Annotated in this window: 10 protein-coding genes; 3 read left to right on the forward strand and 7 right to left on the reverse strand. The window is 62.9% G+C overall.

Going from position 1 to position 12,608, the window contains the following annotated elements; all coding sequences use genetic code 11:
- Nucleotides 1-11: 11 nt before the first annotated feature.
- Nucleotides 12-1,445 (reverse strand): NAD-dependent succinate-semialdehyde dehydrogenase, encoded by a 1,434-nt coding sequence (locus AAIE04_RS13885; protein ID WP_498577144.1) that lies wholly within the window; start codon nt 1,443-1,445, stop codon nt 12-14.
- Between the two features lie 197 nt (nt 1,446-1,642).
- Here AAIE04_RS13885 and AAIE04_RS13890 point away from each other — a divergent pair, with 197 nt between their 5' ends.
- Both AAIE04_RS13890 and AAIE04_RS13895 read left to right on the forward strand, forming a co-directional pair.
- Nucleotides 1,643-2,470, forward strand: a complete 828-nt coding sequence (locus AAIE04_RS13890; RefSeq protein WP_498577145.1) for an AraC family transcriptional regulator — start codon at nt 1,643-1,645, stop codon at nt 2,468-2,470.
- Nucleotides 2,471-2,568: 98 nt separating this feature from the next.
- Nucleotides 2,569-3,537, forward strand: a complete 969-nt coding sequence (locus AAIE04_RS13895; RefSeq protein ID WP_019455435.1) for a DMT family transporter — start codon at nt 2,569-2,571, stop codon at nt 3,535-3,537.
- A gap of 27 nt (nt 3,538-3,564) precedes the next feature.
- On the opposite strand, the gene fusA is transcribed toward AAIE04_RS13895, so the two are convergent.
- Both fusA and AAIE04_RS13905 read right to left on the reverse strand, forming a co-directional pair.
- Nucleotides 3,565-5,670, reverse strand: coding sequence for an elongation factor G (fusA, locus tag AAIE04_RS13900; protein WP_019455434.1), 2,106 nt, complete (start codon nt 5,668-5,670; stop codon nt 3,565-3,567).
- A 237-nt stretch (nt 5,671-5,907) separates the two neighbouring features.
- Nucleotides 5,908-6,156 (reverse strand): glycine zipper domain-containing protein, encoded by a 249-nt coding sequence (locus AAIE04_RS13905; RefSeq protein WP_019455433.1) that lies wholly within the window; start codon nt 6,154-6,156, stop codon nt 5,908-5,910.
- Nucleotides 6,157-6,378: 222 nt separating this feature from the next.
- Between AAIE04_RS13905 and AAIE04_RS13910 the strand changes: the two genes are divergently transcribed.
- A complete protein-coding gene (locus tag AAIE04_RS13910; protein WP_019455432.1) occupies nt 6,379-7,875 on the forward strand; it encodes an alpha/beta hydrolase in 1,497 nt (498 codons plus the stop codon).
- Nucleotides 7,876-7,910: 35 nt separating this feature from the next.
- On the opposite strand, the gene AAIE04_RS13915 is transcribed toward AAIE04_RS13910, so the two are convergent.
- The 4 genes from AAIE04_RS13915 to AAIE04_RS13930 all read right to left on the reverse strand — a co-directional run bounded on the left by AAIE04_RS13915 (nt 7,911) and on the right by AAIE04_RS13930 (nt 12,339).
- On the reverse strand, nt 7,911-8,456 hold the full coding sequence (locus AAIE04_RS13915) for a cysteine hydrolase family protein (RefSeq protein ID WP_498577146.1): 546 nt from the start codon (nt 8,454-8,456) through the stop codon (nt 7,911-7,913).
- A 215-nt stretch (nt 8,457-8,671) separates the two neighbouring features.
- A complete protein-coding gene (locus AAIE04_RS13920) occupies nt 8,672-9,709 on the reverse strand; it encodes an ABC transporter ATP-binding protein (protein ID WP_154746240.1) in 1,038 nt (345 codons plus the stop codon).
- Nucleotides 9,706-11,289 carry an ABC transporter permease gene (locus AAIE04_RS13925; RefSeq protein ID WP_498577147.1) on the reverse strand — a complete coding sequence of 528 codons (1,584 nt, stop codon included), beginning with the start codon at nt 11,287-11,289 and terminating at the stop codon, nt 9,706-9,708. The genes AAIE04_RS13920 and AAIE04_RS13925 overlap by 4 nt, the downstream gene beginning before the upstream one ends.
- Before the next feature lie 33 nt (nt 11,290-11,322).
- Nucleotides 11,323-12,339: an iron ABC transporter substrate-binding protein gene (locus tag AAIE04_RS13930; RefSeq protein WP_498577148.1), complete on the reverse strand. Its 1,017-nt coding sequence runs from the start codon at nt 12,337-12,339 to the stop codon at nt 11,323-11,325.
- Between the last annotated feature and the right edge of the window lie 269 nt (nt 12,340-12,608).

The raw sequence follows: 12,608 nt of genomic DNA on the forward strand, positions 1-12,608 counted from the left end.
CAGACACGCGATTAACGGCCGGCGACGGTGACGAAGCGGGTTTCCAGGTAGGACTCGATCGCTTCGCTGCCGCCTTCAGTGCCGTGGCCGGAGTCTTTCACGCCGCCAAACGGCGTTTCCGGCAGGCCGAAACCGATGTGGTTGATGCTCAGCATGCCGCTCTCCACGTCGCGCCCCAGCGCATTGACGGTGGCGATGTTGCGGCTGTAAGCGTAGGCGGCCAGCCCGTACGGCAGGCGGTTGGCTTCGGCGATCGCCTCTTCATAGGTGGCGAACGGACGCAGCAGGGCGACCGGGCCAAACGGCTCTTCCGACATGGCCCGCGCGCTCAGCGGCACGTCGCGCAGCACCGTCGGCTCGAAGAAGTTGCCTTTGCCCGCCACGCGCTTGCCGCCGGTGCAAGCTTTCGCTCCGTGGGCGATGGCGTCCTGCACCAGCGCTTCGATATTGTCGACGCTGCGGCCCAGCACCATCGGTCCCATCGTTACGCCGTCTTCCAGCCCGTTGCCGAGTTTGAGTTCACGCACTGCGGCGGTGAATTTCTCCACGAAGGCCTCATAAATGCCTTGCTGGATCAGGAAACGGGTCGGGGCGATGCAGACCTGGCCGGCGTTGCGGAACTTCGACTGCGCCAGCTCTTTGGCCGCCGCGTCGAGATCGGCGTCGTCGAAGACCAGCACCGGCGCATGACCGCCCAGTTCCATGGTGGCCTTTTTCATATGCTGGCCGGCCAACGCCGCCAGATGTTTGCCCACGCGGGTGGAGCCGGTGAAGGAAATCTTGCGAATGGTCGGATGCGGGATCAGGTATTCCGAGATTTCCGCCGGGGTGCCGTACACCAGCGCGATCACCCCGGCAGGAATACCGGCGTCGGCGAAGGCTTTAATCAGCTCAGCCGGGGAGGCCGGGGTTTCTTCCGGGCCTTTGACGATGATGGAACAACCCGCCGCCAGCGCGGCGGACAGCTTGCGCACGATCTGGTTGATCGGGAAGTTCCACGGCGTGAAGGCGGCCACCGGGCCGACCGGCAGCTTGAGGGTTTGCTGCTGCACGTCGCGGGCGCGGGACGGAATGATCTGCCCGTAGGTGCGGGTGGCTTCGCCGGCGAACCAGTCGATGACATCGGCGGCGTTGAGAATTTCAATTTTGGCCTGCGCCACCGGTTTGCCCTGTTCCTGCGTCATGATGGCGGCGATGGCGTTGGCGCGTTCGCGCAGCAGCGCAGCGGCTTTGCGCATCAGGTTGGCGCGCTGGTGCGCGGCGGTGTCGCGCCAAAGGTTAAATCCGCGCTCGGTGGCGGCCAGCGCCAGATCGAGATCCGCTGTGGCGGCGTGCGCCACTTGACCGATGACCTCGTCGGTGGCGGGGTTGGTGACCGGCAAGGTTTTCCCGGCCAGCGCGTTGCGCCATTGTCCGTCGATATACAGTTGAGTATCCGGATACATTGTTGCCTCTTGTTTGCGGAGTGTCAGGGGCCGATGAGCTTCGCGATGCGGCACGCCTGAATGGGACAGGGACCTTTAACCCTACGCCGAATGGCGGCGATCGTCCAGGCAAGGGGCACGAAAGGACCAGGGCAGCTACTCAATCGGCGATGTTTTGGCTATGCTGAGCAGATTGTCAACACGGACGAGGAGGTCGGGTGCAAGGGGTTCCACAACAGTTTCCGTTCGAGAAGGATTGCGCGCAGTTTCGGCATTTGTCGCATCTGCCCGGCGTCGAACTCTATCAGGCGCACATTGAGCGCTATGCCTTCGAGCCGCATACCCATGACGCCTTCGCCATCGGCACCGTGGATACCGGAGCCGAGCGTTTCCGCTATCGCGGCGCGCAGCATTTGGCGGCGCCTGGGGCTTTGGTGCTGATGAACCCGGACGAGCTGCACACCGGCGAAGCCGAAACGCCGGGCGGTTGGTGTTACCGCATGCTCTATCTGGCGCCCGAGGCGCTGGAGCAGCTGTCCGGCGATCGGAGCCAGTGGTTTACCGATGCGGTGCGCCACGATCCGCGGGCGGCGCAGCGTCTGTCGGTCATTCTCGCCGCGCTGTGGCAAACCGAGGATCTGCTTACGCTCGACGGCCTGCTGCTGGAGGTGGTCGAGTTGCTGCAACCGCATATCCGCACCGGGCAACGACACAAAGCCGAGGCGGCGCACCGGTTCGATGTGGTGAAAAGCTACCTGCACGATAATTACGCCGAGGCCGTAACCCTCCACCAACTGGCCGATCTGGTCTCGCTCAGCCCCTACCATTTCCAGCGCAAGTTCAAGGCCGAATATCACGTCTCGCCGCAGCAGATGCTGATGGCGATCCGGCTGTCGCAGGCCAAACGCATGCTGGAGCGCGGCATGCCCGCCGCTCAGGTGGCGGCGGCGGCGGGGTTGACCGATCAGGCACATCTGACGCGCGCGTTCGCTAACCGTTACGGCGTCACGCCGGTGCGCTTCCAGAAACAGGTGAAATTGGGCTAAAACAGCAACCTGCTACAATCATTCCTCCCCGCGTTCTCGCTACTCTGCCGCTGTCTTGTCGGGCGGGTTGGCCGCACCGGCCGTTTGTCGGAGTCATTATGTTCATTGGCGTTGTATTTGCCCTGGCCGCCGGGCTGATGTGGGGCCTGATTTTCGTCGGCCCGCTGCTGGTGCCGGATTATCCCGCCGCGTTGCAGTCTACCGGGCGCTATCTGGCCTTTGGGCTGATCACCTTGCCGCTGGCCTGGTTCGATCGCCGTCGCCTGCGCAAGCTGCGGCGCCAGGATTGGCTGGAGGCGCTCAAGCTGACGGCCATCGGCAATCTGCTGTACTACCTGTGTTTGGCCAGCGCCATTCAGCGCACCGGCGCACCGGTCTCGACCATGATCATCGGCACTTTGCCGGTGGTGATCGCCATCTGCGCCAACCTGTTTTACGGCCGGCATGACGGGCGGCTGGCCTGGGGCAAACTGGCGCCGGCGCTGCTGTTGATCGTCTGCGGGTTGGCGTGCGTGAACGTCGCCGAGCTGAGCAGCAACGCGCAAACGATCGACGGCTGGCGTTATCTCAGCGGCCTCGGGCTGGCGTTGCTGGCGGTAGCGTGCTGGACCTGGTTCCCGCTGCGGAATTCACGCTGGCTGCGGGAGAATCCGACGCAGCGGCCGGCCACCTGGGCCACGGCGCAGGGGCTGGCGACGTTGCCGCTGGCGCTGCTGGGCTATCTGGCGGTCTGCGGCCAGCTGGCGCTGAGCGAACCGGCGTTCGCCTTGCCGTTCGGCCCGCGCCCCGAGGTGTTTATTCCGCTGATGCTGATCATCGGCGTGTTCTGCTCCTGGCTGGGGGCGCTGTGCTGGAACGAAGCCAGCCAGCGGCTGCCGACGGTGTTGGTGGGGCCGCTCATCGTGTTCGAAATTTTGGCGGGGTTGGCCTATACCTTTCTGCTGCGCCAGACCTGGCCGCCGCTGCTGACGCTGGCCGGCATCGTCTGCCTGATCGCCGGCGTGGTGTACGCCATGCGCATCAAACCGCAGCCGATGGTGGTGGCGCTGGAGGAAAAGCAGGGGTGACGCCCGCCATGAAGGCGGGCGTGAGGATTAACGCTTGCTGTGGTGAATGATCTCTTCGGCCACGTTGCGCGGCGCTTCGGCGTAGTGGCTGAATTCCATGGTGTAGGTGGCACGGCCCTGCGACATCGAACGCAGGGTGGTCGAGTAACCGAACATCTCGGAAAGCGGCACCTTGGCGCGGATCTCCTTGCCGCCGCCGCCCGGGATCTCTTCCATGCCCTGCACCAGCCCACGGCGTGAGGAGAGGTCGCCCATCACGTTGCCGGCGTAATCCTCCGGCGTTTCCACCTCCACCGACATGATGGGTTCCAGGATCACCGGATCTGCCAGGCGGCAGGCTTCCTTGAAACCGAAGATCGCCGCCATGCGAAACGCCTGTTCCGACGAGTCGACGTCATGGTAAGAACCGAAGGTCAGGTGCACCTTGACGTCCACTACCTGGTAACCGGCCAGCACGCCGTTGTTCAGCGCCTCGAGCACGCCTTTTTTCACCGCCGGGATAAACTCGCCCGGAATGACGCCGCCCTTGATCTCATCGAAGAACTCGAAGCCCTTGCCGGGTTCGTTCGGCTCGACGGTCAGCACCACGTGGCCGTATTGCCCCTTGCCGCCGGATTGGCGCACGAACTTGCCTTCCACGTCGGCCACCCGTTTGCGGATGGTTTCGCGGTACGACACCTGCGGCTTGCCGGTGGTGGTCTCCACCCCGAATTCGCGGCGCATGCGATCGACGATAATCTCCAGGTGCAGCTCGCCCATGCCGTAGATGATGGTCTGGCCGGACTCTTCATCGGTGCGCACACGGAACGACGGATCCTCTGAAGAGAGGCGTTGCAGCGCGATGCCCATTTTCTCCTGGTCGCCCTTGGTCTTCGGCTCGATCGCCTGGGCGATCACCGGTTCAGGGAAGGTCATGCGCTCCAGCGTGATGATGGCGCCGGGATCGCACAGCGTATCGCCGGTGGTGACGTCCTTCAGGCCGACGCAGGCGGCGATGTCGCCGGCGTGCAGTTCGTCGATGTCCTTACGATCGTTGGCGTGCATCTGCACGATGCGACCGATACGCTCCTTTTTGCCCTTGATCGGGTTGTAAACGCTGCTGCCTTTGGCCAGCACCCCAGAGTAGACGCGCACGAAGGTCAGCTGGCCGACGAACGGATCGGTCATCAGTTTGAACGCCAACGCCGAGAATTTCTCGTTGTCGTCGGCTTTGCGGGTGATGATTTCATCGTGTTCGCCGTGGCCTTCCATCGGCGGCACGTCGAGCGGCGAGGGCATCAGTTCGATCACCGCGTCCAGCATGCGCTGGACCCCTTTGTTGCGGAACGCCGAGCCGCACAGCATCGGCTGGATTTCACCGGCGACGGTGCGCACCCGCAGCCCGTGAACGATCTCCTCTTCACTCAGCGGCACCTGATTGAGGTATTTCTCCATCAATTCTTCCGAAGCTTCGGCGGCGGCCTCAATCATGTTTTCACGCCATTCCTGCGCCGAGTCGCGCAGGTCGGCCGGGATCTCTTCGAAGCTGAAGTTCATGCCCTGCGAGGCCTCGTCCCACAGAATGGCCTTCATCCGCACCAAATCCACCACGCCGCTGAAGTGATCTTCGGCGCCAATCGGGATAACGATCGGCACCGGGTTGGCTTTCAGGCGCTCGATCATCATTTTGCGCACGCGGAAAAAGTCCGCGCCGATGCGGTCCATCTTGTTAACGAACGCCAGCCGCGGCACTTTGTATTTGTTGGCCTGGCGCCAGACGGTTTCCGACTGCGGCTGCACGCCGCCCACCGAGTCGTAAACCATCACGGCGCCGTCCAGCACGCGCATCGAGCGCTCCACTTCAATGGTGAAATCGACGTGCCCGGGGGTGTCGATGATATTGATGCGGTGCTGCGGATAATTATGCTGCATGCCGTTCCAGAAGCAGGTCGTGGCCGCCGAGGTGATGGTGATGCCGCGTTCCTGTTCCTGCGCCATCCAGTCCATGGTCGCCGCGCCGTCATGCACTTCACCCAGCTTGTGGCTGACCCCGGTGTAAAACAGAATCCGCTCGGTGGTGGTGGTCTTGCCGGCATCGATGTGCGCGGAGATGCCGATATTGCGGTAACGTTCGATAGGGGTGGTGCGAGCCATAATCAACCTTTCTTAGCCGCGTGAAGGAGAGCGGCTTAAACAGCATGGATAATGGTGATAATCCTCATAGGGTTATCTGCCGGATCGCAGAGCCTTGCTCTGGTCACAAACTAATCGTAGTTGAAGGCGTTGGTTTTTTTAAGCGATGGCTGTGATAGATGAAAGTTTGCGCACAGGTGAAGAAAGGGCGAAAAAAAGGCCCGTAGCGGGCCCGTTGTCGAACGGCGCATTCGCCGCTTATTTGCGCCCCAGTAAGAAGCCGAAAACGATGCCGACCGCTGCCGCCACGGCCACGCCGGCCAGCGGGTTAGCTTCCACCTGGGTTCTTACGCTATCCGCTGCGTCTCGGGCGGCATAGCTGGCCTGGGAGGCGTATTTGCGCGCCGCGCCGCGCACCTGATGCTCCGGTGAATCGACGGCTTTGCCGAACGCCTCTTCTACCGCGCCTGCGGCTTGATTGGCTTTGTCTTCCGCTTTTCCAAACATGCTATTCTCCTGTTCCTTGTGAGTACAACGAACCTTAAGCCTAGCAGGTGAACGGCGTTTTTTGCAGCATGCTGTGCGTTATAAGAGCAATCCGAGCAGGGGAATATCTTGCCGGCCATACGGCGACGGCTTCACCCGCGCGGCTTTTTGTGTTCTATTGGCTAGCGGTTTAACCGGGTATCGTTAACCTTTGACCGATTCGTTGAGTTGAAAGGACTCCCCATGTCAGTACTGCGTATTCTGGCGCTGCTCGCCGCGGCCACCGCCACGTTGCCCGCCCAGGCCAAGCCTGCGGCTCACGGCGCGGCGGCCGAAAACGGCATCCGTTGGCAATCTTGTCTCAACAGCGGTTTTCAGCGTTGGTTCGATGAGCCGCCGACGCCGGGGCTGCGCTGTGGCTACCTCGAGGCGCCGCTGGCGTACGCCACGCCGCCCGCTCATGCGGCGCAGCCGGGGGAAGCGACCGTGCGTCTGGCGTTAACTCTGCTGCCGGCAACCGGGCCGAAAAAGGGCAGCCTGGTGGTGATCAGCGGCGGGCCGGGTCTGCCGGGCATCAATCCTGATTTGGGCAACGACGCCCAGATCGCCAGACTGCGCAAATCCTACGATATCATCGGTTACGATCCGCGCGGCGTCGGTCAGTCGACGCCGAAAATATCTTGTCAGGTGGCCGAAGGCGACGAAACCCCGACGCCGGACGACAACGACGTGGCCGGCGCAGAGCATCAGACGCGCACCCTGATCGCCGCCTGTATCAAACAGACCGGCGCGGACGTGCTGCAACATATCGGCACCGACGAGGCGGTCAACGATCTGAACGTGATTCGCCACGCGCTGGGCGAGCCGGGGCTGACGGCGGTGGCGTACTCTTACGGCACCAAGGTGGCGGCGTTGTATGCCGAACGTTTCCCGAAGAAAACGCGCGCACTGGTGCTGGACGGCGTGGTGGACCTGGCGGAAGACGACTTCACCCAGCGCATGAACCAGGAGCGAGGCTTCCAGCAAAGCTTCCTGCGCTTCGCCGCCTACTGTGGTAAAACCGACAGCTGCCAGCTTGGCGGCGGCGCGAATCAGGCGCTGCAGCGCTATCACGCCCTGCTGCGCAAGCTGCACGATCAACCGTTCGTCACCGCTGCGGGCTATGAAATCTCCGCCGACGATGTGCTGACGGTCACGCGTTCGTTGCTGTTGTGGCCGGAGCGCTGGCATGAGCTGGCGACCGTGCTGCGTCAGCTCGATGCCGGCATTGCCGGGCAGCAGGTTTCCGATCTGATCGACGAAAGTTACTCGCCGGACGCCGATGATGCCCTGAACGTCATTACCTGCGCCGACGTCGCCAACCCGACGGCCGATCCGCAGTTGTTGCGCCGACAGCGGCAAGAGATCAATACCGCCGCCCTGTATGCCCACTATCTGCCGCTGCACGAATATCCGCTGGAAATGTGCGATCTGTGGCCGTATCGCGGCAAAGATCGGCCGCACACGCCGGTGGCGTCCGCCGCGCTGCCGCCGCTGCTGTTTGTCGCCCAGCGTTACGATCCGACCACCCCGTACCGCAACGCCCAGGCGATGGCCGCGGCCTTCAAAAGCCCGTTGATCACCCGCGAGCGCGACGGCCATACGCTGGCGCTGAACGGCGTCGACAGCTGCGTCGATGAAAGCGTGGTGGATTACCTGCTGGCGCCGAAAAAGCCGCGCCGCGACAAGATTTGCCGCTGAGCGGGCCGGGCGTTAGCCCGGCCTTGGCGCGTCGTTTAAAACCGTATCTCTTCCGCCAGCGCCAACGTCACGAACGGCCCCGACAGGGTCTGGTTGTGATGCCGGATAATAGCTGCGGCGCCAAGCGTCGCCGTGTCCGAACAGCTATGGGCGTCGGCGGCCAGGACCATGTCAAATCCCAACTCCGCGCCGTGCCGGCAGGCGGTGTCTACGCAGTATTGCGTTTTCATGCCCGAAATCACCAACCGACCGATGCCGGCTTGCTTGAGCCGTTCCGCCAGGCCAGTCTGGTGAAAGCTGCTGGGGCGGGTTTTATCGATAAACCAGTCGGCCTGCACATCGGTTTGCAGAGCGGGGTGAACCTGCCACAGCGGGCTGTTTACGGCGATGGGCGATCCCGTCGGCCCCGTGTGACGAATAAACACCACGGGCGCGTTCGCCGCTCGCGCGGCGCGTATCAACGTATTGGTCTTTTCCAGCAGGCTTTCGGCGGCAAACGGCAGATCGTTCGGCGAGGCGAACAGACCGACTTGCATATCGATAACCAGCAGAGCGCTGCGTAGTGCAGGGATAGTTGGCATTTGTCTTCTCCGTCATGATATTGCCGGCATGCACGGAAAAGCGAAAACCCCGTCCATGGCTGGCGGGGCTTAGGGATACGTCGTTAGCTGATGCGCACCCGTGCAGCCCGCCATGGCGTGGCGGTTGCGGTGGTGGTGAGGACGTGCGCAATGCGGTTCATAGCGTTGATAATGCGCGGCGGCGAGGGGAGCGTCAAGAGGCTTCCCCCTCGGTGTCAACCGGCAAAAATATGCGCCTGGCCCATCACGTTGAGATTGACCTGAGAACCGGGCTGCAGGCCTTCGCGGCTGACGGTTTTGATCTCGAGCTGTGCGCCGCCGGCGGCCATTTGCAGGTTGAGGGTGGAGACGAAGCCGGCAAAATCGATGCCGGTGATCACCGCCTGGCCGCGCTGCGCCGGATCGGACAAACCGATTTGAATCTGCTCCGGGCGCAGCATGATGCGCGCCGGGCCGCTGCGCTGACGATCGTCGACGGCGATGCGGCCCAATGCGCAGTCGGCCCAGCCGTGCGCCAGTTCGGCGGTCAGCACCAGCGTTTCGCCCAGGAAGCTGGCGGTCGGTTCATCGACCGGGCGCAGATAGAGATCCTGCGGCGCGCCCACCTGCGCCAGCCGGCCGTTGCGCATCACCGCCACCTGATCGGCGAACGACAGCGCTTCGCTCTGATCGTGCGTGACCAGAATCGACGCTACGCCGGCTTCTGTCAGCAGCTCGGCCACCGCCTTGCGGGTGGCGGCGCGCAGGCCGGTATCCAGCGCTGAAAACGGCTCGTCCAGCAGCATCAACCGAGGTTGCTGCGACAGGGCGCGCGCCAGCGCAACTCGCTGCTGCTGCCCGCCGGACAGTTCATGCGGCCACAGGGCCGCCAAACGGCGATCCAGCGCCACCATGTCCATTAACGCCTCGATGCGATGCTGTTTCTCGCGTTTGCTGCCCTTGAGGCCAAAACCGATGTTGCCGGCGACGGTAAAGTGCGGGAACAGTGCGCCATCCTGCGGGACGAAGCCGATGCCGCGCAGATGCGCCGGCACCCAGCCGTCGCCGTTGCCCATGGCTTGCCCCTGCAGCAGGATTTGGCCGCCGTCCGGGATTTCAAAGCCGGCGATAATGCGCAGCAGGGTGGTTTTGCCGGAGCCGGATGGGCCGACGATCGCCGTGCGGCTGCCGGCGGCAACCTGCAGATCGATGTGTTCCAGTACCCTGATGGCGTTGTAAGATTTTTCGATACCGTGCAGTTCGAGCGTGCTCATAGTCCCGCCGTGCGTTTAGATTGAGAATAAAGAAGCCAGGTGAGCGGCAATGACAGCGCCACCATAATCAGCGCATAAGGCGCGGCGGCGACGTAGTCGATCTCGCTGGTCAGCGCCCAAAAGCCGGTGGCCAGCGTGCGGGTGCCGTTCGGCGCCAGCAGCAGCGTGGCGGTCAGTTCATTGGCGATCGCCAGGAACACCAGTGCCGCGCCCGCAGCGGCTCCCGGCGCCGCCAGCCGCAGCGTGGTACTCCACAGCGCCTGCGCCGGCGATTTGCCCAGGCTGCGCGCCACATTTTCCAATTCCACCGGCGCCTGTGCGATGCCGGCGCGCAGATTGATCAGCGCCCGCGGCATAAACATCAGCAGATACGCCAGCAGCAGGGTGATTTCGGTTTGGTAAATCGGCCGGAAGCTGTGAATGGTGATGGTCACCAGCGCCAGCGCCACCACGATGCCGGGCAGCGAACTGGTCACGTAGTTGCAGCCTTCCAGCACCCGGTACAGCCGGGCCGGATAGCGCACCGACAGCCAGGCCATCGGAATGGCGCACAGCGTAATCAGCAGCGCGCCGGCGGCGGAAAGCGACAGCGTTTGCCACAGCGCGGGCCACAGATCGGCGTTGCGCCACACCTCGAATCCGCCCAGCCACAGCCAGCGGGCCAGGGTGATGAAAGGCACGCCCAGCGCCAGCGCAGTCAGTGAGAAAGGCAGCAGCAGCGCCAGCGCGGCGAGTGGCGGCGAAAGGCGGCGCGGCGTTTGGCTGCGGGCGCTGCCGGAACCGACGCGGGCATAGCGTGCGCGGCCGCGGCTGAGCGCCTCAAGCAACAGCAGGCCCAAACAGCACAGCACCAATACGCCGGCCAGCATGTTGGCCGCTGGGCCGTTGAAGGTCGACTGGAATTGATCGAAGATCGCGGTGGTGAAGGTATCGAAACGAATCATGGCATACAGGCCATACTCCGCCAGCAGGTGCAGCGCGATCAGCAGGGAACCGCCCCAGACCGCCAGCTTCAGCTGAGGCAGCACCACGCGGAAAAACACCGCCAGCGGCCGTGATCCGAGCGAAGTGGCGACGTCTTCGATGCCGGGATCCAGGCGACGCAGCACCGCGGCGGCAGGCAGATAGATAAACGGGAAATAGGTGAGCACCGAGATGAACACCCCGGCACCCAGGCCATGCATCGAGGGCACCAGGCTGATCCAGGCATAGCTTTGCACAAAGGCCGGCACCGCCAGCGGCGCGGTGGCCAATATCGCCCACAGACGGCGGCCCGGCAGCGAGGTGCGCTCGGTCAACCAGGCCAGTGCCACGCCGAGCACGGCGCAAATCGGCAGCGTCAACACCACCAACAGCAGGGTGTTCAACAGCAGTTCCGCCACGCGCGGGCGGAAAACCAGAGCTTTGACCGTTTGCCAGCCGGTTTCAAACGCCACGCCGATAACGAATCCCAGCGGCAACAGCGCCAGCAGCGACAGCAACACGGCGCTGGCGACCACGATCGGCCCTGGCCGCTGGTGACGAGGGACAGAAGAATAACGCCGCGCGGTCTGCGCGGCGTGGGTACTCAGGTTTGACATAACGATCAACAACTCTCGGTTTGCCGGCGGGCCTTACAGCAGGCCGGCTTCGGTCATCAGTTCGACAACTTTCTTGCTGTTCAGCTGCGCGGCGTCGACCTTCGGCGCGTCCAGCTCTTTCAGCGGCACCAGTTTCGGGTTGGAGGCCGCGCCGACGCCCACGGCGTATTCGAAGGCGTTATTGGTGCGCAGGATCTCCTGGCCCTGTTTGCCGGTGATCCACTTGATAAACGCCTGAGCCTGCTGCTGATGCTTGCTGGAAGCCAGCACGCCGCCGCCGGAGATGCTGACGAACGCGCCCGGATCCTGGTGTTTGAAGTAGTACAGCTTGATGTGGTTGCTGTTTTCGCCGGTTTTGGCGCCGTCCACGAACGGGTAGTAGTGATAGATCACGCCGCTGTCGACCTGGCCGGCATTGACCGCTTTCATCACGGTGCTGTTGCCCTTATAGGCGGTGAAGTTGGTTTTCATCGCTTTCAGCCACTCCAGCGTCGCTTTCTCGCCTTTCAGCGCCAGCAGCGCGCTGACGATCGCCTGAAAATCGGCGCCCGACGGCGAAGCGGCCCAGCGGCCTTTCCATTCCGGCTTGGCCAGATCCAGCAGCGACTTCGGCAGCTGTGCGTCGGTCAGCTTGGCCGGGTTGTAGACAAATACGGTAGAGCGGGCGGCGATGCCGATCCAGCGGCCGTGGCTTGGGCGATATTGCGGTTCCACCTGGGCCAGCGTCGCGGCGTCCAACGGGGCGAACAGCTTGGCGTTGTCCACCAACACCATCGCCGGGGAGTTTTCCGTCAGGAAGACGTCGGCAGGCGAAGCGCTGCCTTCCTGCACCAGTTGATTGCCCAATTCGCTGTCGCCGCCGTTGCGCAGCGTCACCTTGATGCCGGTGTCTTTGGTAAAACCGTCGACCCAGGATTTCACCAGATTTTCATGCTGGGCGTTGTAAATAACGATGCCCTGGTCGGCGGAGGCCGCCTGAGCGCCGAAGGCCAGCATCATCGAGGAGGCGAGCAGGGCGACAGGGCCGAGAGATGAGATACGCAGCTTCATGCAGTTATCCTTTTTTAGCGTTCGAATGAGGAAAACGAATATCGCCTGGCAAGCGCAAGCAGCCCGATTTTAGCCAAGAACATCAATAATGATAGTGAAAACGATTCGTATTAAATTATTTTTGACGATCGCTCACAAAATGAATTGCCCTAAGGATAAGTTAAGTTTCGGCTGGAATAATCTGGATTGATTGCCCGCATTATTTTTCTGCCGATTCTCTCTATGTCTGTTCGACAATGCCCGCCCTCGTGCTGTTTCTCCGGTTTATC

Source organism: Serratia sp. Ae19-1 (genome assembly GCF_059801225.1).